22 protein-coding genes and 1 pseudogene are annotated in these 20,898 nt (G+C 70.7%); 15 read left to right on the plus strand and 8 right to left on the minus strand.

Annotation, left to right across the window (positions count from 1 at the left end; genetic code table 11):
• Positions 1 to 43: 43 nt before the first annotated feature.
• Positions 44 to 1,021: a thiamine-phosphate kinase gene (gene thiL / locus NT132_RS06805; RefSeq protein ID WP_297786746.1), complete on the plus strand. Its 978-nt coding sequence runs from the start codon at positions 44 to 46 to the stop codon at positions 1,019 to 1,021.
• Here the strand turns inward: thiL and NT132_RS06810 are convergent.
• Together NT132_RS06810 and NT132_RS06815 are read right to left on the minus strand one after the other, a co-directional pair.
• Positions 991 to 1,566 carry an RsmD family RNA methyltransferase gene (locus NT132_RS06810; protein WP_297786748.1) on the minus strand — a complete coding sequence of 192 codons (576 nt, stop codon included), beginning with the start codon at positions 1,564 to 1,566 and terminating at the stop codon, positions 991 to 993. The two genes, thiL and NT132_RS06810, sit on opposite strands and share 31 nt — an antisense overlap.
• A gap of 22 nt (positions 1,567 to 1,588) precedes the next feature.
• Positions 1,589 to 2,182, minus strand: a complete 594-nt coding sequence (locus tag NT132_RS06815; RefSeq protein WP_297786750.1) for a 1-acyl-sn-glycerol-3-phosphate acyltransferase — start codon at positions 2,180 to 2,182, stop codon at positions 1,589 to 1,591.
• A gap of 61 nt (positions 2,183 to 2,243) precedes the next feature.
• Between NT132_RS06815 and NT132_RS06820 the strand changes: the two genes are divergently transcribed.
• The 6 genes from NT132_RS06820 to mutM all read left to right on the plus strand — a co-directional run bounded on the left by NT132_RS06820 (position 2,244) and on the right by mutM (position 7,414).
• The gene (locus tag NT132_RS06820; protein ID WP_297786752.1) at positions 2,244 to 4,403 is read left to right on the plus strand and encodes an ATP-dependent DNA helicase RecG; all 2,160 of its coding nucleotides are present in this window, start codon (positions 2,244 to 2,246) and stop codon (positions 4,401 to 4,403) included.
• Positions 4,404 to 4,486: 83 nt separating this feature from the next.
• The gene (gene coaD, locus NT132_RS06825) at positions 4,487 to 4,987 is read left to right on the plus strand and encodes a pantetheine-phosphate adenylyltransferase (RefSeq protein WP_297786754.1); all 501 of its coding nucleotides are present in this window, start codon (positions 4,487 to 4,489) and stop codon (positions 4,985 to 4,987) included.
• 87 nt (positions 4,988 to 5,074) lie between these two features.
• A complete protein-coding gene (locus NT132_RS06830) occupies positions 5,075 to 5,572 on the plus strand; it encodes a YceD family protein (protein ID WP_297786812.1) in 498 nt (165 codons plus the stop codon).
• Positions 5,573 to 5,585: 13 nt separating this feature from the next.
• Entirely contained in the window at positions 5,586 to 5,795 is a 210-nt protein-coding gene (gene rpmF / locus NT132_RS06835) for a 50S ribosomal protein L32 (protein ID WP_247622624.1), read from the plus strand.
• Between the two features lie 10 nt (positions 5,796 to 5,805).
• Complete coding sequence (gene rnc / locus NT132_RS06840) at positions 5,806 to 6,495, plus strand: ribonuclease III (protein WP_297786758.1); 690 nt, start codon at positions 5,806 to 5,808, stop codon at positions 6,493 to 6,495.
• A complete protein-coding gene (mutM, locus tag NT132_RS06845) occupies positions 6,488 to 7,414 on the plus strand; it encodes a bifunctional DNA-formamidopyrimidine glycosylase/DNA-(apurinic or apyrimidinic site) lyase (RefSeq protein WP_297786760.1) in 927 nt (308 codons plus the stop codon). The genes rnc and mutM overlap by 8 nt, the downstream gene beginning before the upstream one ends.
• On the opposite strand, the gene NT132_RS06850 is transcribed toward mutM, so the two are convergent.
• The 3 genes from NT132_RS06850 to NT132_RS06860 form a co-directional block, all read right to left on the minus strand.
• A complete protein-coding gene (locus NT132_RS06850; RefSeq protein WP_297786762.1) occupies positions 7,407 to 8,483 on the minus strand; it encodes a GNAT family N-acetyltransferase in 1,077 nt (358 codons plus the stop codon). The two genes, mutM and NT132_RS06850, sit on opposite strands and share 8 nt — an antisense overlap.
• Positions 8,484 to 8,521: 38 nt before the next feature.
• Complete coding sequence (locus NT132_RS06855; RefSeq protein WP_297786764.1) at positions 8,522 to 8,791, minus strand: hypothetical protein; 270 nt, start codon at positions 8,789 to 8,791, stop codon at positions 8,522 to 8,524.
• 166 nt (positions 8,792 to 8,957) lie between these two features.
• Positions 8,958 to 9,083: a hypothetical protein gene (locus tag NT132_RS06860; protein ID WP_297786766.1), complete on the minus strand. Its 126-nt coding sequence runs from the start codon at positions 9,081 to 9,083 to the stop codon at positions 8,958 to 8,960.
• A gap of 335 nt (positions 9,084 to 9,418) precedes the next feature.
• On the opposite strand from NT132_RS06860, the gene smc reads away from it, so the two are divergent.
• The 4 genes from smc to NT132_RS06880 all read left to right on the plus strand — a co-directional run bounded on the left by smc (position 9,419) and on the right by NT132_RS06880 (position 15,141).
• Complete coding sequence (gene smc / locus NT132_RS06865) at positions 9,419 to 12,913, plus strand: chromosome segregation protein SMC (RefSeq protein WP_297786767.1); 3,495 nt, start codon at positions 9,419 to 9,421, stop codon at positions 12,911 to 12,913.
• A 77-nt stretch (positions 12,914 to 12,990) separates the two neighbouring features.
• Entirely contained in the window at positions 12,991 to 13,674 is a 684-nt protein-coding gene (locus NT132_RS06870; RefSeq protein ID WP_297786768.1) for a hypothetical protein, read from the plus strand.
• 31 nt (positions 13,675 to 13,705) lie between these two features.
• Positions 13,706 to 14,578: a signal recognition particle-docking protein FtsY gene (gene ftsY / locus NT132_RS06875; protein ID WP_297786770.1), complete on the plus strand. Its 873-nt coding sequence runs from the start codon at positions 13,706 to 13,708 to the stop codon at positions 14,576 to 14,578.
• 62 nt (positions 14,579 to 14,640) lie between these two features.
• Positions 14,641 to 15,141 carry a DUF2004 domain-containing protein gene (locus NT132_RS06880; protein ID WP_297786772.1) on the plus strand — a complete coding sequence of 167 codons (501 nt, stop codon included), beginning with the start codon at positions 14,641 to 14,643 and terminating at the stop codon, positions 15,139 to 15,141.
• Between the two features lie 5 nt (positions 15,142 to 15,146).
• Here NT132_RS06880 and lipA read toward each other — a convergent pair whose 3' ends face one another.
• Together lipA and lipB are read right to left on the minus strand one after the other, a co-directional pair.
• The gene (gene lipA / locus NT132_RS06885) at positions 15,147 to 16,148 is read right to left on the minus strand and encodes a lipoyl synthase (protein ID WP_297786774.1); all 1,002 of its coding nucleotides are present in this window, start codon (positions 16,146 to 16,148) and stop codon (positions 15,147 to 15,149) included.
• The gene (gene lipB / locus NT132_RS06890) at positions 16,145 to 16,795 is read right to left on the minus strand and encodes a lipoyl(octanoyl) transferase LipB (protein WP_297786776.1); all 651 of its coding nucleotides are present in this window, start codon (positions 16,793 to 16,795) and stop codon (positions 16,145 to 16,147) included. Before lipB ends, lipA begins: the two co-directional genes overlap by 4 nt.
• Positions 16,796 to 16,876: 81 nt before the next feature.
• Here lipB and NT132_RS06895 point away from each other — a divergent pair, with 81 nt between their 5' ends.
• Together NT132_RS06895 and ffh are read left to right on the plus strand one after the other, a co-directional pair.
• Positions 16,877 to 17,425, plus strand: coding sequence for a TetR/AcrR family transcriptional regulator (locus NT132_RS06895; RefSeq protein ID WP_297786778.1), 549 nt, complete (start codon positions 16,877 to 16,879; stop codon positions 17,423 to 17,425).
• 61 nt (positions 17,426 to 17,486) lie between these two features.
• On the plus strand, positions 17,487 to 19,037 hold the full coding sequence (gene ffh / locus NT132_RS06900) for a signal recognition particle protein (RefSeq protein ID WP_297786781.1): 1,551 nt from the start codon (positions 17,487 to 17,489) through the stop codon (positions 19,035 to 19,037).
• Between the two features lie 30 nt (positions 19,038 to 19,067).
• On the opposite strand, the gene NT132_RS06905 is transcribed toward ffh, so the two are convergent.
• Positions 19,068 to 20,225 (minus strand): glutamate--cysteine ligase, encoded by a 1,158-nt coding sequence (locus tag NT132_RS06905; protein WP_297786783.1) that lies wholly within the window; start codon positions 20,223 to 20,225, stop codon positions 19,068 to 19,070.
• Between the two features lie 180 nt (positions 20,226 to 20,405).
• Between NT132_RS06905 and rpsP the strand changes: the two genes are divergently transcribed.
• Both rpsP and NT132_RS06915 read left to right on the plus strand, forming a co-directional pair.
• Positions 20,406 to 20,813, plus strand: a complete 408-nt coding sequence (rpsP, locus tag NT132_RS06910) for a 30S ribosomal protein S16 (protein ID WP_297786785.1) — start codon at positions 20,406 to 20,408, stop codon at positions 20,811 to 20,813.
• A gap of 5 nt (positions 20,814 to 20,818) precedes the next feature.
• Positions 20,819 to 20,898 (plus strand): annotated as a pseudogene (locus NT132_RS06915) (RNA-binding protein); the annotation flags it as partial.

A 20,898-nucleotide genomic window follows, 5' to 3' on the forward strand; every position in this document is an offset into this window, starting at 1 on the left:
CCCTGCGGCGGGCGAGGCGGCCGCGGGTCGGTAGCGTGGAGGGGTGGACGACACCGTAGGGCAGCTCGGCGAGCGCGAAGTACTACGCCGCATCCTCGCCCGGATCGGCCGGAGCGCGGCGGAGGTAGGGCCCGGCGATGACGCGGCCGTGCTCGCCGTTCCGGGCGAGCGAATCGTGGCGACCACCGACACCCTGGTGCACGGACCCGACTTCCGGCTCGCCTGGTCGAGCGGGTACGACGTCGGCTGGAAGGCCGCCGCCGTGAACCTCGCCGACATCGCCGCCATGGGTGCCCGCCCCACCGCGCTGCTCGTCGCGCTGACAATGCCCGACGACACCCCGGTGGCGTTCGTCGAGGCGTTGGCCGACGGCCTGCGCGAGGCGTGCGCCGCGCTCGCCCCCGGCTGCGCGGTCGAGGGCGGCGACCTCGCCGCCTCCGACACGCTCACCGTCGCGGTGACCGCCCTCGGCGTGCTCGATCAGGATCCCGTGCTCCGCTCCGGGGCGCGGGCCGGCGACGTCGTCGCGCTGGCGGGGGATGCGGGCGTTGCCGCGCGCGGCTTGCAGCTGCTGTTCGACCGCTTCCGCGATGCCGACGGCGCCCCCGTTGCCGTGACCGACGATGCGGCACTGACGGATGCGGAGCGCACGGCCCTCGCCCGGCAGCTGCGCCCGCATCCGCCGATCGCACACGGCCCCCTCGCGGCTGCGGCGGGCGCCACGGCCATGATGGACGTGTCGGACGGCCTCGTGCTCGACGCCACCCGTCTCGCCACTGCATCCGGGGTCACCGTCTCGATCGACACCGCCCCGTTCGCGGGTGAGCCGCTCGCCCTCACCGGCGGTGAGGACCACGCACTGCTCGCCACGTTCCCGGCCGAGTCGGCGCTGCCGGACGGATTCCGTCGCATCGGCGAGGCGCGGATGGCCGGGGCGCATCCCGTGCTGGTCGACCGCGAGCCGCCGGTCGGTCGCGGCGGCTGGGATCCCTACGCGGACTGGGATGCGGCGAGGGGCTGAGCCCACCACACGGCGGTGTCGCCGTACACCCGGCCGCGGACGAGTTCGAGCCCGGATGCTGCCCAGTCCGGCTCTGCGGCGCGCTTGCCCCGCTCCACCACGACGAGCGCGTCGGGCGAGAGGACGCCGCCGAGGAGGCCCAAATCGGCCGCCAGGTCGCCATCCGAGAGCTCATAGGGCGGATCGGTGAACACCAGGTCGTAGGTGGCGCGGGCCTGTCGCAGGAACGCCTGCACCCCGCTCCGGTGTACCCGTGCCGGGGCGCCGACCGCACGGGAGACGCGCTCCGCGTTTCGCTGTGCCACGGTCGCCGCGGGCCCCGCCTTCTCCACCAGATCGGCGCTCACGCCGCCTCGGCTGAGGGCTTCGAGACCCAGCGCACCGGTCCCGGCGTACAGGTCGAGCACGCGGGTCCCCGCGATCGCGTCCGCGCTATCGAGCGCGCCGAAGAGGGATTCGCGCACGCGTTCGCTGGTGGGCCGGGTGCCGCGGTCGGGCACGTCCAGTCGGATGCCCCCGGCGGTCCCCGCGATGATCCGGGTCACGCTGCCAGCCTATCGAGGGCGCTCACGCGTCGGGGGAGACGGCGCCCGTGCCGTCCTCTTCGCGCAGGCGTGGTTCGGTGCGGAGGGCCGGCCGTACGCCCGCCTTGTCGGCATAGAACGCGCGGATGCGGTCCATGTCGGCCGGGATGTCGCCGGTGAGCTCCAGCGTCGGTCCGAGACCGGTGGTCATGGTGGTCCGGTCGACGTAGCCGAGGGTGACGGGCATCCCCGCCTGCAGCGCGATCCGGTAGAACCCCGACTTCCAGTGGGAGCCCGCACCGCGCGTCCCCTCCGGGGTGACGACGAGGCCGAACACCTCGCCCGCGTGCACCCGGGCGACGACCTCGTCCACCACCCGGGCCGGGTTCTTCCGGTCCACCGGGATACCGCCGAGGCCGCGCATGAGCGGTCCCCGCCAGCCGCGGAACAGGCTGCTCTTGCCCAGCCACCGCACCGGGACCTGCAGCCGCCACGCGATCGCCAGCATGATGACGAAGTCCCAGTTGGAGGTGTGCGGCGCACCCACCAGCACGGTGGGCCGGTCGGGGGCAGGCTCCGACACGAGCCGCCACCGGCTCAGCGCCCAGAACAGGCGGGCCATCAGGGAGCGCAGCATCCGTCCACCGTAGCCCGGTCGCCGCGTGGCCGGTGTCGGTGCCGCGGCCTAGACTTTCGGCGTGACCGTGACCCTCGACAGCCGCCTGGACGGCGTCGTGGGCGGCAAGACCGCCGCCGCGCTGAAACGGGCGTTCGCGATGCGGACCGTGGGCGATCTGCTCTCGCACTATCCCCGCCGCTACGCGCTGCGTGGCGAGCTCACCCCCATCGACTCGCTGACGGTGGGTGAGCAGGTGACGATCGTCGCGCAGGTGGAGTCCGCGACCGAGCGGAAGATGCAGAGCCGGCGCGGCAGCATCCTCGAGGTGATGATCACCGACGGGCGTGGTCATCTGCAGCTGACGTTCTTCAACCAGTCGTGGCGGCTAGGCGAGCTTCTGCCCGGCAAACGCGGCATCTTCTCCGGCAAGGTCGGCGAATATCGCCACGGGAAGCAGTTCGCACACCCCGATTACGAGCTGTTCACCGATGAAGACACCGCCGTGATGGCGGCAGCGACGTACGCCAAGCAGCCCATCCCCATTTACCCTGCCACGGCCGCGCTGCCGAGCTGGAAGGTGGGCACGATCGTGCGGCACGTCCTCGACGTGCTCGGCGAGCTCGACGATCCGCTGCCGGAGAAGCTGCGTGCCGAACAGGGGCTCCTGCCCTTCCGCCTCGCGCTGCAGCGCGTCCACACTCCCGATTTCGAGGATGAGACCGCTCCGGCGCTGCAGACTCTCCGGTGGCACGAGGCCCTCGTGCTGCAGACCGCACTGCTGCAGCAGCGGCAGTTCACCCGCGCGCTGTCGGCCACCGCTCGTCCTGCCGGTGACCTGCTGGCCCGCTTCGACGAGTCGCTGCCGTTCCCGCTCACGCCCGACCAGGTAAGCGTCGGTGCGAGTATCGCCGGCGACCTCGTGGGTGCGTGGCCCATGAATCGCCTGGTGCAGGGCGAGGTGGGGTCGGGGAAGACCCTCGTCGCCCTCCGCGCCATGCTGCAGGTCGCGCAGAGCGGCGGGCAGAGCGCCCTCATCGCACCCACCGAGGTGCTCGCCGGGCAGCACCTGCGCTCGATCACGCGGATGCTGGGGCGAGACCTGGCGCCCGAGCTCATGCCGACGCTCCTCACCGGGCAGATGCCCGCAGCGGACCGGCGGAAGGCGGCGCTCCGCGTGGCATCCGGTCAGGCGCTCATCGTCGTCGGCACGCACGCGCTGCTGAGCGACAAGACCACCTTCGCGGACCTCGGCCTCGTCGTCGTCGACGAGCAGCACCGGTTCGGCGTCGACCAGCGGGAGGCGCTCCGCGCCAAGGGCACGAGTCCGCACGCGCTCGTGCTCACCGCCACGCCCATCCCGCGGACGGTCGCGATGACCGTGTTCGGCGACCTCGACGTGTCGACCATCCGCACGATGCCCGCGGGGCGCGCCGGCATCGAGACCTTCGTCGCCCCGCTCGCCGAGCATCCCGCGTGGTTCGCCCGGGTGTGGGATCGTGCCGCGGAGGAGATCGCGCAGGGGCGGCAGGTGTTCGCGGTGTGCCCGGCCATCGATGTCGAGGCCGGCACCGCCGAACCCGCCGATGGCCCGGAGCCGCCCACCGACACCGCGGAGAACACCCCCACCCGGTGGGGGGTCGTGCAGCTCGCCCGCCTCCTCGCCACCCACCCGAAATTCCGGGACCTCCGGGTCGAGACGCTGCACGGAAAGCTCCCCGCAGACGAGAAGGACCGCATCATGCGGGCCTTCGCCGCGGGCGAGATCGACGCGCTCGTCGCCACCACCGTCATCGAGGTGGGCGTCGATGTGCCGAACGCCTCGACGATGATCATCATGGACGCCGACCGGTTCGGCGTGTCGCAACTGCACCAGCTGCGCGGCCGGGTGGGCCGTGGCGGGGTACCGGGCCTGTGCCTGCTGGTCACCGAGGCGGCGCCCCGTACGCCGGCGCGCGCCCGGGTCGAGGCCGTGGCGGCCACCCTCGACGGCTTCGCCCTCGCCGAGGTCGACCTGGAACTGCGCGGAGAGGGCGATGTGCTGGGCGACGCCCAGTCGGGTGTGCGGTCGTCGCTCCGCCTCCTCCGCGTGGTCACCGATGCCGATCTCATCGCACAGGCCCGTACCGAGGGGGAGCGGATCCTCGACGACGACCCCGCGCTGCTGCGGCATCCGGGGTTGGCCCAGGCCATCGAACGACGCCTGGATGCGGGCGAGCGCGCCGCCATGGCGAAGAACTGACCGCTGCTCCCCGGGGCAAGAACCGCGAAACCTTCTATGTCGTCCGGCCATGGGCGGTGCGGTGCCCCCAGTACGCTGAGGGGGTGAGCAATCGGATCGCCGTCGTCCCCGGATCCTTCGATCCGCCGACCCTCGGCCACCTCGACGTCATCCGTCGCGCCGCAGGACTCTACGACGAGCTGCACGTCGTCGTCGTGCACAACCCGGGCAAAGAGGCCATGCTGCCGATCGCGCAGCGGCTGAGTCTGCTCGATCAATCGATCGCCGAGGGCGGCTTCGACGCCGACCACGTGACGGTCGCCTCGTGGAGCGTAGGTCTGCTCGTCGACTACGCCGCCGATGTGGGCGCGGGGGTGCTGGTCAAGGGCATCCGTTCGCAGCTCGACGTGACCTACGAGACGCCGATGGCGATCGTCAACCGGCACCTGGCCGGCGTCGAAACGGTGTTCCTGTTGCCTGACCCCTCCCACGCGCTGGTCTCCAGCTCGCTGGTGCGTCAGGTGGCGGGCCTCGGCGGCGACGTGTCGCCGTACGTCCCGCCCGCGGTGGCGCGGTTCCTGGACACCGGCGCCCGCGGCATCTGAGGGCGCGGGTAGACTCCCCGGGTGAGAAATCGTCGGCCCGGCCCGTTCAGCATCAACATCCGTGACATCGATCGTCGTCCGGGGGAGATGCGTGAGACCGAACTCGACGTCGTCCTGACGGAGAAGTGGGGCGAAGGTCTCGTGGCCGTCGAGGCCGGGGAAACCCTGGAACTCGACGCGCGGTTGGAGTCCGTTCACGAGGGCATCCTCGTCACCGGCGAGGTCCATTCCACCTACTCCGGAGTGTGCGGCCGATGCCTCATCGACATCGCCGCGCCCGTCGAAGTCGAGTTCCAAGAGCTTTTCGCGTATCCTGGTGGGGAAGCGAATGACTTCGAGGTTCAAGACGACCACGTGGATCTTGAAACTCTGGTCAGGGATGCGATTGTTCTCTCGCTTCCGTTCCAGCCGGTTTGCCGGCCGGACTGCCCGGGGCTCGACCCAGCCACGGGTGAACGTCTGGCTGACAGCCCCGGAGCGGCATCGCAAGAACCCGTCGATTCACGGTGGGCAGCGCTTGCGGAGCTTGCTGCGGAGCCGGCCGAAGAGCCCGGCGAAACCGGGCAGAACCCCCAGAACTCCTAGGAAAGAGAAGACCATGGCTGGAAACCCTCCGAAGCGCAAGGTTTCGCGCTCCAACACTCGTTCGCGTCGCGCGCAGTGGAAGGCCGCGCCCGTCGCGCTGGTCAAGACCATCGAGAACGGCAAGGTCGTCTACAGCCGTCCTCACCAGGCGAAGGTCGTCACCGACTCGCAGGGCACCGAGCTGTTCCTCGAGTACAAGGGCCGCAAGGTCGCCGACGTCTGATCCGCGTCCTATGACGGACGTGGCGGACCTCTCCGCACTTTCCGAGAAGCTCGGGGTCGTCATCGATCCCGAGCTTCTCTCTCTTGCACTGACCCATCGTTCCTACGCGTACGAGCACGGCCAGATCCCGCACAATGAGCGCCTGGAGTTCCTCGGCGACTCGGTGCTGGGTCAAGCCGTCACGGTTCGGCTGTACACGCAGCATCCCGACCTCGACGAGGGTTCCCTCGCCAAGCGTCGCGCCGGCGTCGTCTCGACCCTGGCGCTGGCGGAGGTGGCGCGCACCATCGGGCTGGGCGAGTTCATCAAGCTCGGCCGGGGTGAGCAGCTCACCGGCGGAGACGACAAGGACTCGATCCTCGCCGACACCGTGGAAGCGCTCATCGGCGCGACCTATCTGTCGGTGGGTCCGGAGGCCGCCACGGCGCTGGTCATGCGACTGATCGAACCGCTCCTCGACGACCCGGACCGCTACGGTGCGGCGATCGATCCGAAGACCAGCCTGCAGGAGCTCGCCGCCGCACAGGGTGCGCCCGCCCCGGTCTACGAGGTGACCTCCGCCGGGCCCGACCACGCGCGCACGTTCCGTGCCGTCGTCGTCGTCGGCGACCTTCGCACCGAGGGCACCGGGACGAGCAAGAAGCACGCCGAGATGGCGGCGGCGCTCACCGCTTGGCACCAGCTCAGCGGCCGTGCCTGAGCTTCCCGAAGTCGAGGTCGTCCGGGCCGGGCTCGAGCCCGCGGTGCGCGGTGCGACAGTGCTCGGCGTCGAGGTGCTCGACGAACGCGCCCTGACCCGGCATGCCCTCGGGGCCGTCGATTTCGAGCGACGCCTCACCGGCCGCCGCATCCGGGCCGCGGCCCGCCGGGGCAAGTTCCTCTGGCTGCCGCTGGACCCGCGGGATGTCACGGATGCGGACGCCCCCGAGGCCGTAGTTGGACACCTGGGGATGAGCGGCCAGCTGCTGCTGCGGGATTCCGGTGCACCGCGGGAGCGGCACGAGCGCATCCGGCTGTCGATCGCGCACCCCGACCACGGTGACCTCGCGGTGGTCTTCGCCGACCAGCGCACCTTCGGGTCGCTCGCGCTCGATGTGCTCGAACCCACCCCCGACGGGCGGGCTGGCGGGCGCGGTGCCGACGAGCCGCTCGTTCCCGGTCAGGTCGCACACATTGCGCGCGACCCGCTCGATCCTGCCTTCGACGACCGGGCATTCCGCGCGGCGCTTCGCCGCAAGCGGGTCGACGTGAAGCGCGTGCTGCTGGATCAGACCGTCGTGAGCGGGGTGGGGAACATCTACGCCGACGAGGCGCTTTGGGCCGCCCGCATCCATCCGGAGACGACCGCGTCGCTGCTCGCCACCCGGACGGTGCACCGCCTCCTCGCGGAGGTGCGGACGGTGCTCACGAAGGCGCTGGCCGAGGGCGGCACGAGCTTCGACGCCCAGTACGTGAATGTCAACGGCCAGGCCGGCTACTTCGCACATTCGCTGAACGCCTACGGCCGCACTGGAGCGCCGTGTCCGCGGTGCGGTACGCCGCTCGTGCGGGTGTCGTTCACGAACCGGTCGAGTCACTTCTGCCCGCGCTGCCAGAAGCAGCAGCGTTCGCTCAGCTGAGCATTTTCTTCCAGGCGCCCTCGTAGGTCTCTGGCACGAAGCTGAGTGCCTCGTTGATGTCGAGCATCGGCCGGTTCTCCTCGGCGTTGTACGTGATCACGCGCGGTGAGTGGGGGAACGCGTCGCGCCAGGTGAGCAGACCCGCGGCCTTCACCAGCATCCCGAGCCGGTGCCCCCGGTGCGCGGCCAGCACAAGCGTGTCTTCCTGGTGGGACGCGGATGTGGAGTCGGGGCCGATGGCGAGTTCGTTGAACGCGCACAGCTCACCGGAGGCGAGGTGCTGCGCGGCCGTGACCAGCACCCGGCGACCACCGTCGAGGTACTCCGCATCGTGGCGACGCAGACGCGCCGCATCCCACGCCTCCTCGTCGTACTCCATGCCGGCGGCGGGCGCGTCGGTGGACATGCGCGACTTCATCCACGCGTAGCCATCGACGAACTCGTCCGGGGTGGGAAGCCACCACTGCACGGTGCGGTATTCGGTCGATGCGGCGCGCGCGGCGTCGAGCTGGGCTGTCAGCGCATCCCGCGACCCGGGCAGGGCGAAGGCGCTCATGCGCACGACCTGCTCGAGGGCGTACCCGTGGCGCAGCAGGAACCGGGCGGCGTGATCCCGGGGGATCGATCCGAAGCCGGTCGGCGGCACCAGCTGCTCCCCGGGCGCGGCGATGTGCTCCACCCAGGTCTGCAGGACGGAGCGGCCCTCGGAGCGCGCGGTGCGTTCGAGCAGCTCGTACGCCGTCGAGCCGATGCCCTCGCCCCACGCGTCACGGATGAGCTCGATGAGCAGGTACGCGCCGCGCGACCCCGCCTCGAGCGGGATATCGGCGCCGAGCCGGCCGACCGGCTCACCGTCTCGCAGCACGAGCCACAGCAGACGTTTCTCGTGCGGATCGGGCTGGTAGACGGGGAGCAGCTCGGCCGGGGTCATCGCATGATCGTCGTGGCCGGAGACCTCGCGGTAGACGCGGTTGCGGACGGCGACCGTGTGGCGGAAGTCCTCGGCGTCCGGACCGTCGGCCCGGGTGGGCACGACGACCGGACGGATCTCGATCGAGGCGGGGGGCATGCGGGCACCTCCTGGTGCGGGGCGGGTGGGGAAGCGGGTCATCGCGGCGGCAGCGAGAACGCGGCGTACGCGTCGGAGCGTTCACGCTCGTGGCGTACCTGCTCGGCGAGCAGGTACCGCGCATGTGCGTCGCGGTCGACGCGGCGCTGCGACCGGTGGCGTCCCCAGAGGAGGAGCCACAGGCCGAGCCGCATGGCGCTGCGTTCGAGCAGCGATGGGCGGTGGGCGGAGTGATCGGTCGTCATGGTGACCGGAGGGCGAGCCCGCACCTGCGTGGGTGCGGAGCCGGAGACATGCAGAGTATTCATGATTCCTGTTTCGATGTGGACGAAAGCGAAGAAGGGGAGCCGGGCGCGCGGAGGGCGACCGGAGGGGAGACCGCAAACGGGGTGCGCGATCGCGGCGACGATGTGCGTCGAGCGGGTCGCGGCGACGGTCAGCCCGCGAAGCGGGCAGAGTCGTGCCCTGCGGTGGTTACGCGGCGGTGTGCGCGCGACCGTTCGGGAAGCCGCCGATCAGGCAGCCCCGAAACGCCTCGATGGAGACGGTCGCCACGGCGGCGCGAGTGCGCTGCACGCCGGTGAATGCTGGATTCATCATGGCGATCTCCTCTCGACATCGGACGGTATGCCGGGACGCGGCACGGTGAAGGACGCTATCGCACAACTCCCAGGTACGTCAACACCTCGGGCGTGTCGCGCCCGCCTCGCGACCTCGCTGCATCCGTCGCCGAGCCCTCCTGCGCGCCCCGGAGCATGTCCCACTTTCTGCCGCTCTGAGCACCTCAAACCGGCAGAAAGTGGGACATGTTCTGCAGAAAGTGGGACATGCGGGGGATGCGGATGCCGCCGGTGGCCGGGGCGTCGCTGCGGGCGGAGCACGCCTGCTCCGGTAGCGTGATCAGGGGTAATCGTCGAGAAGGCCGGAGGACGTCCATGCACCTGAAGAGCGTCACGCTCAAAGGGTTCAAGTCGTTCGCGCAGCCGACGACCTTCGCCTTCGAACCCGGCGTCACGGCAATCGTCGGACCCAACGGATCGGGCAAGTCCAACGTCGTCGACGCGCTCGCCTGGGTCATGGGGGAGCAGGGGGCGAAGACCCTCCGCGGCGGCAAGATGGAAGACGTCATCTTCGCCGGCACGTCCACCCGCGGGCCGCTCGGTCGCGCCGAGGTGCAGCTGACGATCGACAACTCCGACGGCGTCCTGCCGATCGAGTACGCCGAGGTGACGATCAGTCGCACCCTCTTCCGCAACGGCGCGAGCGAATACGCCATCAACGGCGACTCCTGCCGCCTGCTCGACCTGCAGGAGCTCCTCAGCGACTCCGGTCTCGGCCGCGAGATGCACGTGATCGTGGGGCAGGGTCGCCTCGACACGGTGCTGCAGGCGAGCCCCGAGGACCGACGCGGGTTCATCGAGGAGGCCGCCGGCATCCTCAAACACCGGCGGCGCAAGGAGAAGACCCTCCGCAAGCTCCAGGCGATGGAGGCCAACCTCACCCGCCTGTCCGACCTCGCGGGCGAGATCCGGCGTCAGCTCAAGCCTCTCGGCCGGCAGGCGGAGGTGGCGCGTGAGGCGGCGACGATCGCCGCGGTCGTCCGTGACGCGAAGGCGCGGCTCTACGCCGACGAGCTCGTCGGGCTGCGCCGAGAACTCGGCGATCACGCCCGCAACGAGCAGGAGCGGCACGCCGAACGGCTGGTGCTGCAGGATCAACTGGACCAAGCCCGTGTCCGCATCGCCCGCCTCGAGGCGCAGCAGCGCTCCGAGGTGGTCGATGAGGCCCGGCGTGTGGCGTTCGGTCTGGAACAGGTACAGGAACGCCTCCGCGGTGTCTACACGCTCGCCGGCCAGCGCCTCGCGCTGCTGAGCGCGGACGAGGACGCCCTCGCCCCGGCCGTCACCGTCTCGCAGTCCGACGTCGACACCGCGCGGGCAGAACTCGACGAGATCTCCGCCGGCGTCGGGGACGCGCAGGATGCGGCGGCGGCCGCCGGCCGTGAGGTGAGCCGCGCCCGCGCCGAGCTCGACGCCCTCGACGCCGACATCGCCGCCCAGAGCGCGCTGGTCTCCGAGCATGACATGCGCATCTCCGCCCTTCGCGGCACCGCCGAGGCCGCCGCATCCGCCCTCGCCGCGGTGCAGGCGGGTGTCGAACGGCAACAACGGGCGCTGGATGCTGCGCTCGCCCGCCGCGCCGAGGCGGAGGCAGCCCTCGCCGGAGTGGATCCAGACCTCGTCCCGGAGGAGTCCTCGGCCGAGCACGCCGCCGCCTACGAGCAGGCGCAGCGCCGGGCGACCGAGACGGAGGCCGACGTTGCCGGCATCCGGGAGCGCCTGCACGCCGCCGAACGAGAGATCGACGGGCTCACCGCGCAGGTCGCTACCCTCGGCCGTGCCCTCGACGTCCGCGGCGGCGCGTCCGAACTCATCGCCCGCGGCGACGCCGGGGTCCGTGGACTCGTGGGTGACGCCGTGCAGGTCTCGGCCGGGTACGAGGCCGCCATCGCCGCCGCGCTCGGGTCGATTGCCGAAGGCGTCCTCGTCGACACCGCGGAGATCGCCCGCGAGACCGCCGATCGAGTGCGCGCATCCGACCTCGGTGTCGTCGACATCGCGATCGCCGAGGTCACCGCGGCTCCCGCGGTCATCGCGCCGGAGGGGAGCGTCCGCGCCGTCGACGTCGTCACTGCCCCCGACGGTGTGCGGGGCCTCCTGGCGCGGGTGGTCATCGTCGACGATCTCGCCGCCGCGCAGCAGGTGGCAAAGGCCGAGGACCTCACGGTCGTCACCCGTGCGGGCGAGATCGTCACCCGCTACACCGTGCGCGCCGGGACGGGCCCCGGGCGGTCGCGGCTGGAGCTCGCCGCCGAACGGGATGCGGCCGCCGAACGCCTCGCGGAGCTGACCGTCGTCGCCGACTCGCTCCGTGACGCCCTCACCGACCGCACCCGGCAACTCGCCGAGGCGCGCCACAGTACGAAGCAGCGACTGGACGCCCTCCGCGCGCACGATGCGGCGCTGGCCGCCCATGCCGAACAGGTCAACCGTGCCACGGTGCGCCACGAGGCCGCGGTTGCCGAGTGCGAGCGGCTCACCCACCAGCTCGCGCAGGTGCAGACCGCGGTCGCCGAGGCAGAGGACTCGGCCCGAGTCGCCCGCGAACGCCTCGAGCACGCCTTGGAGGCGCCCCGGCCGATGCTCGACGCGTCCGCCCGCGACGAGATGCTGCAGAGCCTCGACGCCGCCCGCGAGAACGAGATGCGCGCCCGGCTCGACGTCGAGACCCTGCGGGAACGCATCCGTGCCGCCGAGCAACGCATCGTCGGGCTGGAGAAACAGCGCGAGCGGGAACGCGTCGCCGCCGCGGAGTCCGCCCGCCGCACGGTCATCCGCCGGCGCCAGCGCGAGATCGCCGCCGAGGTCGCGGGTCAGCTGCCGGCCCTCCTGGATTCGGTCGACCGCTCGGTGAGCCAAGCTCGCGTGGAACTCGCCGCCGCCGAGTCCCAGCGCACGGCCGTGACCGCGGAGCTCGCGGAGCACCGCCGGGCGGAGGGCGTGGTGCGAGAGCGCCTCGCCGCCCTCACCGAGAGCGTGCACAGCCTCGAGATGCACATCCACGAGAAGCGACTGCACGTGTCCAGCCTGCTCGAGCGGGTGGCCAGTGAGCTGGCACTCGACGAAGATATACTGATTTCGGAATATGGTCCGGATCAGCTGATTCCCGCCGAGTCCGATGACGATGCCGCCGAGGGCGTGCCGTTCGACCGAGCGGCCCAGCGTCGCCGTCTGCAGGACGCGGAACGCAAGCTCGGTCAGCTCGGCCGGGTCAATCCGCTCGCGCTCGAGGAGTTCGCCGCGCTGGAACAGCGGCACGCGTTCCTCACGGAGCAGCTCACCGACCTCACGCAGACCCGCGCCGATCTGCTGACGATCATCGGTGACCTGGACGAGCGGATGCAGGTGATCTTCCTCGAGGCATTCGAGGACACCCGTGAGGCATTCACCGAGGTGTTCCCGATGCTCTTCCCCGGCGGCACCGGCAGCATCTCCCTCACCGACCCGGACAACCCGCTGACCACAGGCATCGAGGTGTCGGTGCGGCCCGTGGGCAAGAAGGTGGAGCGGCTCTCGCTGCTCTCCGGTGGCGAGCGGTCGCTGGCAGCGGTGGCCCTCCTCGTCGCGATCTTCACCGCACGGCCGAGCCCCTTCTACATCCTCGACGAGGTCGAGGCCGCCCTCGACGACGCCAACCTCGGGCGCTTGCTCAGCGTGTTCGAGAAGCTCCGGGCCTCGAGCCAGCTCATCGTCATCACCCATCAGAAGCGCACGATGGAGATCGCCGATGCGCTCTACGGCGTGTCGATGCGGCAGGACGGTGTGTCGGCCGTGGTGGGGCAGCGCGTGCGGGAGGCTGCCGCGTCCTAGCAGGTCCGCCTCCTCGCAGATCCGGCCGCGTGTGGACAGCGCGGGTGGGGGTGCCGCCGCGCGGCTAGCGTGGGGCCATGACTTCCGCATCCTTCCGCGTCGGCGCGCTCGTCGTCACCGCGCTCCTGACCACGACGACCCTGGCCGGCTGTTCCGTCGTCGACCTTCTCGCGGGCGGAAAGAAGACGGCCTCCCCATCCGCGTCCGCCACCCCGACCGCCGACCCGGACACAGATGCCCAGGCCGACCCGGATGTCGCGATCTCGTTCGCCGCGGGCGCGGATCTCGATCCCTCGTGGAGCGCGCAGTGGGGTGACCCGTTCCTCGGCAGCACCGACTTCTCCGTGTACGCCGCCGACGACGGCAATGGTGCGTGGTCGTATCAGGAGAATGCGACGGGCTGCATCCTCGGGTACTGGCAGGGGCGGGTCGACGGGCTCGACACATCGGGCGGCGACAGCGACGCATCGGACCAGCTGCTCGCGATCCAGTTCGACGCCGACGTCGCGGAGGTCGCGCCGTACGCCGCGGACGACATCACCTTCGCCTCGCTCAGCGGCCCGATCGCCGCGCGGTCGGTCGCCGGCGCCGACTCCGAGAACGGTCTGACCTACATCGTCGCCGCTCGCGCATTCGCCGCGCTGGGTGCGGGCCTGGTCGCGACGCTCGACTGCCCGGAGGCCATCGACGTCTACACGCAATGGGCGAGTCTGCAGGCGGATCCGGGCGCGTACACGGCGGTCGTGGGTCCGCTCGGCTGAGCCGGCCGCGTCCGGCCCGTAGGCTGGAGTCATGGCCGAGAAATCGTGGTCGCTGGGGCGCGCCCTGCGGGGGATGTTCGTCAAGCCCGTCATCGACGAGAGTACATGGGACGATCTGGAGACGGCGCTGCTCACCGCCGATTTCGGGCCAGACATCACCGAGCGGCTCATCGACGAGCTGCGGGAGAAGGTCGACCGCTTTCGCACCACCGACCCGCGTGACCTGCAGCGGATGCTGAAGGAGACGCTCGAGGAGCACTTCGCGAAGTTCGACACGACGCTGCGGCTGACCGAGCGCCCCGCCGTCGTGCTGGTCGTCGGCGTCAACGGCGTCGGGAAGACCACCACGATCGGTAAGTTCGCGAACTTCCTCCGTCGCTACGGCCGCACGATCGTCGTCGGTGCCGCCGACACCTTCCGTGCGGCCGCCGTCGACCAGCTGGCGACCTGGGCGGAGCGGGGCGGGGCGTCGATCGTCCGGCCGCAGCAGGAGGGCCAGGACCCGGCTTCCGTCGCCTACCAGACGGTGGAGCACGCCATCCGCACCGGCACCGAGATCGTCCTCATCGACACCGCGGGGCGGCTCCACACCAAGGGCGGCCTGATGGACGAGCTCGGCAAGATCAAGCGAGTGGTCGAGAAGCAGGCACCCATCAGCGAGGTGCTGCTGGTGCTGGACGCCACCACCGGCCAGAACGGCGTGATGCAGGCGCAGGCGTTCCTCGAGCATGCGGGAGTCACCGGACTCGTGCTGACCAAGCTCGACGGCTCGGCCAAGGGCGGGTTCGTGCTGGCAGTGCAGGAGCGCACCGGCATCCCCGTGAAGCTGCTGGGCCAGGGCGAAGGCATCGGCGACCTCACCGGCTTCACCCCGCACGTGTTCGTCGAGGCGCTCGTCGACTGACGGGTCCTGCGACGCGCCGCCGCGGACTACCGACTCGCGCGCCAGCCTGGTTTCATGGGGGAATGGCGATCGAACACGACTTCTTCGGGCTCCTCGAGTCCGGCCCCGACGGTTCGATCTTCTGGTCGGAGACCGTGGAGTTCGGCGACCAGTCGGTCACCGTGGATCTCACCGCGCCCGACCAGGACGACGTGTCCCAGGCGGCGCTCGACGTCGCCGCAGGGCTCGTGTCGTCGCTGGAGGCGCTGGACCTGATCGCGCGTGAGGCGATGGTCTCGGAGCTCGACGACCGCACCAGCGAGGTCATCGAGTACATCCTGCAGCAGCAGACTCTCCACGGCGAGCAGATCAACGACTTCCTCGTGGACGAGTCCGGCGACGTGCAGATCGACATCATCCGCGCGCTGCAGCTGATGAGCCTGACCATCCTGGCGGACGAGCACGGCGGCGCCGACCCGTTCGCGGTGCTCGAATACGCGCTGGACTCGGACGCCACCGACGACGTGCTGCTGGTCAACCTCGACTCCGAGGGCAAGGTGCAGTCGGTCACCAGCGCCGACTGAGTCGCTCAGACCGCCTGCGCGAACCCGGATGCCCCGGCCGCGATGTCGCGGGCCAGGTGCGTGAGCTCCGCCGGGATGTCGCGCCCCTTTGCGAGCATCGACTGGGCCCACAGTCGCCCGGCACGGTACGACGAGCGCACCAGCGGGCCGGCGAGCACGCTGAGGAAGCCGATCCGCTCCGCCTCCTCCTTGAACCCGACGAACTCGTCCGGCTTGACCCAGCGGGCGACCGGCAAGTGGCGGGGGGACGGACGCAGGTACTGCGTGATCGTGATGATGTCGCAGCCCGCGTCGTGCAGGTCCTGCAGGGCGGCGACGACCTCGGCGGGCTCCTCGCCCATCCCGAGGATGAGGTTCGACTTCGTGATGAGTCCCGCCTCCCGGGCCGCGGTGAGCACCCCGAGCGACCGGTCGTAACGGAACGCCGGGCGGATGCGCTTGAAGATGCGGGGGACCGTCTCCACGTTGTGCGCGAACACCTCCGGGCGGGAGTCGAACACGGCCGCCAACTGGTCCGGATCGCCGTTGAAGTCGGTGGCGAGGATTTCCACACCCGTGCCGGGGTTCCGGTCGTGGATACGGCGCACCGTCTCCGCGTGCAGCCAGGCGCCGCCGTCGGGCAGATCGTCGCGGGCGACGCCGGTCACGGTGGCATAGCGCAGCCGCATCCGGGCGACGCTGTCCGCCACCCGTCGCGGCTCGTCGGTGTCGTAGTCCGCCGGCTTGCCGGTGTCGATCTGGCAGAAGTCGCAGCGCCGCGTGCACTGCGATCCGCCGATGAGGAACGTGGCCTCGCGGTCCTCCCAGCACTCGAAGATGTTGGGGCAGCCCGCCTCCTGGCAGACGGTGTGCAGATCCTCGGTCTTTACCAGCTCGTGCAGCTCGCGGTACTCCGGGCCGAGCTTGGCCTTCGTCTTGATCCACTCCGGCTTGCGCTCGATGGGGGTCTGGGAGTTCCGGACCTCCAGGCGCAGCAGCTTCCGGCCGGCCGGCTCCGCGACGCTCACGCCACCGCTCCCTGGAGCTCGGTCTGGAACTCGGCCGCGAAGTGCGCCGACACGGTCTGGACGATGTCGGCGGGGGAGACGTCGGCGCCGACGATCTCGCTCACGGTCGTCACCCCCGCATCCCGGATGCCGCAGGGGATGATGCCGCGGAAGCCCGCGAGCGAGTTATCGCAGTTGATGGCGAAGCCGTGCATGGTGACGCTCTTCTCCACCCGCACCCCGATGGCGGCGACCTTGTCTTCGGACAGGGGGCGTCGTACCCACACCCCGCTGCGGCCGGTGACCTGATACCCCTCCACGCCGTGCGCGGCGAGCACGCCGATGAGCACGCGTTCCAGCCGTCGCACGTGCGCGACGACGTCGATCGGATGCGGCAGGCGCACGATCGGATAGCCGACGAGCTGTCCCGGGCCGTGCCAGGTGATCTTGCCGCCGCGATCCACATCGATCACCGGTGTCCCGTCGACCGGGCGCTCGGCCGGGTCGGTGCGGGTGCCGGCGGTGTAGACCGCCTCGTGCTCCAGCAGCAGCAGGGTGTCGCTTCGGGTACCGGCGACGACCTCGGCGTGCACCTCGCGCTGGCGTGCCCAGCCCTCCAGGTACGGGACGTAGTCGGGCGCGAGGCCAGCGGTCACGATCTCAAGCACGGTGCCCTCCCGGGGCAGTGAGCGGGTTTATGGATCGCGTCCAACAATACCCTGAACGACGAGAGCTCTACGCTGGTGCTCGTGTCCCGTCCCATCGGTCGCCCGCGGGTGTCGTCACGCGAAACCCTCGCGGAGGCGGCGTGCGAGTTGTTCCTCGAGCGCGGCTACGACGCCACCTCGATCTCCGACATCACCCGGCGTGCGGGGGTGGCGCGCTCCAGCTTCTTCAACTACTTCGATGCCAAGGGCGATGTGCTGTGGGCGGGGTTCGATGAGCGGGCGGATGCGGCCGCCGACGCCCTCGCCGACCCCGGGGTCACGGTGGCCGCGGCGCTCGTCGGCATCGCGACCGATCTCGTGCCCGACGCACTGGCGCTCGCGATCACCAATGCCGACGCCATGGGGATCGCCGCGGAGCTGGAACGCGACCGGGCGCTACGGCAACGCCGCGTGCAGCGGGACGTGATCGCACGGCTCCGCCGGGACGGGGCCGAGCGCCTGGTCGCGGAGGTGCGTGCGGGGGCGTACGCCGCCGCCGTGCTGGCCGCACTCTGGGCCTGGGCCGACCGCACGTCCGCCGGTCCGCCGCTTGCCGCGCTGCTGCGCGACGCGCTCGCCCAGGCCGACTGAGCAGTCCCCTCCGGGGGGCCGGCTCCGCTCCGCCCCCGCGCCCGCGTAAACTCGTCACATCATGGCGACTTTCGGCACTCTCTCCGACCGGCTCACAGAGACCTTCCGCAACCTCCGCACCAAGGGCAAGCTCACGCCCGCGGACGTCGACGGGACGGTCCGCGAGATCCGGCGCGCCCTGCTCGATGCGGACGTGGCGCTTCCCGTGGTCAAGGACTTCACCGCGAAGGTGCGCGAGCGCGCCCTGGGCGACGAGGTCAACCGCGCGCTGAACCCCGCGCAGCAGGTGGTCCAGATCGTCAACGAGGAACTCGTCGCGATCCTCGGTGGCCAGCAGCGTCGGCTGCAGTTCGCGAAGAACCCGCCGACCGTGATCATGCTCGCCGGACTCCAGGGTTCGGGCAAGACGACCTTCGCAGGCAAGCTCGCCCGTCAGCTCGAGAAGGACGGCCACACGCCGCTCCTCGTCGCGGCCGACCTGCAGCGTCCGAACGCCGTCAACCAGCTCCAGGTCGTCGCCGAGCGCGCCGGCGCCGCCATCTACGCCCCGGAGCCCGGCAACGGTGTCGGCGACCCGGTCGCGGTCTCCCGCGCGGGTGTCGAGTACGCCCGGCAGAAGCTGCACGACGTGGTGATCATCGACACCGCGGGCCGCCTCGGCGTCGACGCCGAGCTGATGAAGCAGGCCGCCGACATTCGTGCCGCAACGGATCCGGACGAGGTGCTGTTCGTCATCGACGCGATGATCGGACAGGATGCGGTCAACACCGCCAAGGCGTTCCAGGACGGCGTCGACTTCACCGGTGTCGTGCTGTCCAAGCTCGACGGCGACGCCCGTGGTGGCGCTGCGCTGTCGGTCGCCTCCGTCACCGGCCGCCCCATCATCTACGCCTCCACCGGTGAGGGCCTCGACGACCTGGAGGCGTTTCACCCGGATCGCATGGCGAGCCGCATCCTCGACCTCGGCGACATCCTGACCCTCATCGAGCAGGCGCAGGGCGCCTTCGACGAGGCCGAGGCGATGAAGGTGGCCGAGAAGCTCGCCACCGAGCAGTTCACGCTGGAGGACTTCCTCGAGCAGCTGCAGCAGATGAAGAAGATGGGCTCGATGAAGAAGATGCTCGGGATGCTCCCGGGTATGGGCCAGATGAAGCAGCAGCTGGACAACTTCGACGAGCGCGAGATCGACCGCACCGAGGCCATCATCCGTTCCATGACCCCCTCCGAGCGGCGGAACCCCAAGGTACTCAACGGCTCGCGGCGCCTACGCATCGCGCGCGGCTCCGGCATGTCCGTGACCGACGTGAACCAGCTGGTGCAGCGCTTCGAGCAGGCGGCGAAGATGATGAAGACCGTCGCCCGCGGTGGCGTGCCCGCCGTCCCCGGTATGGGCGCGATGGGCCGCCCCGGCGCGTCCAGCAAGCGCGGAAAGCAGCAGAAGGCCAAGGGCTCTCGCTCGGGCAACCCCGCCAAGCGCGCCGCGGAGAACGCCGGCATCGCCGCGGAGGCGCCGGTCGCCACCGGCTCCGGGTTCGGCCTCGGGGGCGGCGCCGGCAAGGCGCCGAGTGCCGAGGACCTGGCCGAGCTGCAGCGCATGCTCGGCAAGGGCTGAGCGCGCACCGTTCCCGCGGCCGCGCGGCGGTCAGTGACCGGCGAGGACGTCCCGGCGGCCGGGACCGGAGCGGAACTCCCGGATGAGGTGCTGCACGACCTCCCGGAGGTCCCCCTCGGCCGCATCTGCGACCGCGAGCTGGCGCTCGTAGCTTGCCCCCTGCGACAGGATCGTCTCCAGGCCCGCGAACTCCGTCGCGCACTTGAGCTCTTCGGCGGTGTCCGCCAGCCGCGCCATCGTCTCGCGCAGGTGATCGGCCACCGGCTCCTGGCGGCCGTCGCGGTCCACGATCACCTTGGCATCCAGGCCGTAGCGGGCGGCGCGCCATTTGTTCTCCCGCACGAACCAGGGCTGTAGCGCCGGCAGTTCCTCTCCGGCATCCAGTCGGCGGGAGAAATCCTCGACCAGCGACTGGGTGAGCGCGGCGACCGCCGCGAGTTCCGGCAGCGTCGACATGCCGTCGCAGGCGCGGATCTCTACCGTCCCCCAGCGGGGAGCGGGCCGCACGTCCCAGCGGACCTCGGTGGCGTCCGCCATGACGCCGGTGCCGACCATGTCGTCGAGATAGGACTCGTACGCGGCCCAGTCCGGCAGCATCCAGGGGAGACCTGCCGTGGGGAGCTGCTGGAAGACGAGGGCGCGGTTGGAGGCGTACCCGGTGCGCTCGCCTGCCCAGAACGGGCTGGATGCGGACAGTGCCTGCAGATGCGGCAGGTAGGTCGCGAGCGCACCGACGATCGGCATGACCTTGTTCACGTCGTTCACGCCGACGTGGACGTGGATGCCCCAGATCATCATGTTGCGCCCCCACCACTGGGTGCGCTCGATGAGCGTGTGGTACCGGGTCTTGTCGGTGACCTCCTGGTCGAACCACTGCGCGAACGGGTGGGAGCCCGCGCAGAGGAGCTCGACCCCGGCGGGGTCGGTGACGGTGCGCAGCGCCGCGATCGCGTCGCCGATGTCGTCGACCGCCGCCTCGACCGTGTCGCCCACCCCGCTGGTCACCTCGACGGTGTTGGTGAGTAACTCACCGGTCACGGTGAAGCGTTCGGGGGCGGTGGACTCGGCCAGAGCGTCGATGATCTCGGGGGCTCGAGGGACCAGATCGCCCGTGTCGCCGTCGGCGAGCATGAGCTCCCATTCGATCCCGACCGTCGAACGCGGGGATGTCGCGAAAGGCACCGTCACGCGCTCAGTCTGACACGGCGGGGTGGTGTGTTCGCGGCATCGGCTTTCATCTGGCAAAATAGACCGTTGGACCGCCGTCCGACCCTCTATCCGCCGGCGTCCACCCCCAGAGCTTCCGCCGGGTGTGCACCCCACGCTCCAGGCGCCCAGTTCGTCCACCTTCACACGTTCAGGAGAATCGTGGCAGTCAAGATCCGTCTCAAGCGTCTCGGTAAGATCCGCGCGCCCTACTACCGCATCGTCGTCGCCGACTCGCGCACCAAGCGCGACGGTCGCGTGATCGAGGAGATCGGCAAGTACCACCCCACCGAGCAGCCCTCGGTGATCCAGGTCGACTCGGCTCGCGCCCAGTACTGGCTCGGCGTCGGCGCACAGCCGACCGAGCAGGTCCTCGCGCTCCTCAAGCTCACGGGCGACTGGGGCCGCTACCAGGGCGACGCCAACGCCGTCAGCACCGTCAAGGTTGCGGAGCCCAAGGCTCCGTTCTCGATCGACGCTGCCAAGAAGTCGGTCATCAAGCCGAAGGCCGAAAAGAAGGCCGCTCCCGCGGCTGACGAGGCCGACGCCGCCGAGAGCACCGAGGCGTAATCGTCGTGCTGACCGCCGCGCTCGAGCACGTCGTCAAGGGGATCGTCGATCGCCCGGACGATGTGAAAATCGCTTCCCACACCTC

The organism is Microbacterium sp., from assembly GCF_026393345.1.
Lineage (GTDB): Bacteria > Actinomycetota > Actinomycetes > Actinomycetales > Microbacteriaceae > Microbacterium.

Coding starts and splice junctions, on each gene's coding strand:
- ftsY (WP_297786770.1), top strand. CDS start 13,706: ATGGCCGAGAAATCGTGGTCGCTGGGGCGCGCCCTGCGGGGGATGTTC.
- ffh (WP_297786781.1), top strand. CDS start 17,487: ATGGCGACTTTCGGCACTCTCTCCGACCGGCTCACAGAGACCTTCCGC.
- rpmF (WP_247622624.1), top strand. CDS start 5,586: ATGGCTGGAAACCCTCCGAAGCGCAAGGTTTCGCGCTCCAACACTCGT.
- NT132_RS06855 (WP_297786764.1), bottom strand. CDS start 8,791: ATGAATACTCTGCATGTCTCCGGCTCCGCACCCACGCAGGTGCGGGCT.
- NT132_RS06850 (WP_297786762.1), bottom strand. CDS start 8,483: ATGCCCCCCGCCTCGATCGAGATCCGTCCGGTCGTCGTGCCCACCCGG.
- NT132_RS06830 (WP_297786812.1), top strand. CDS start 5,075: ATGCGTGAGACCGAACTCGACGTCGTCCTGACGGAGAAGTGGGGCGAA.
- NT132_RS06870 (WP_297786768.1), top strand. CDS start 12,991: ATGACTTCCGCATCCTTCCGCGTCGGCGCGCTCGTCGTCACCGCGCTC.
- smc (WP_297786767.1), top strand. CDS start 9,419: ATGCACCTGAAGAGCGTCACGCTCAAAGGGTTCAAGTCGTTCGCGCAG.
- NT132_RS06815 (WP_297786750.1), bottom strand. CDS start 2,182: ATGCTGCGCTCCCTGATGGCCCGCCTGTTCTGGGCGCTGAGCCGGTGG.
- rnc (WP_297786758.1), top strand. CDS start 5,806: ATGACGGACGTGGCGGACCTCTCCGCACTTTCCGAGAAGCTCGGGGTC.
- NT132_RS06880 (WP_297786772.1), top strand. CDS start 14,641: ATGGCGATCGAACACGACTTCTTCGGGCTCCTCGAGTCCGGCCCCGAC.
- NT132_RS06860 (WP_297786766.1), bottom strand. CDS start 9,083: ATGATGAATCCAGCATTCACCGGCGTGCAGCGCACTCGCGCCGCCGTG.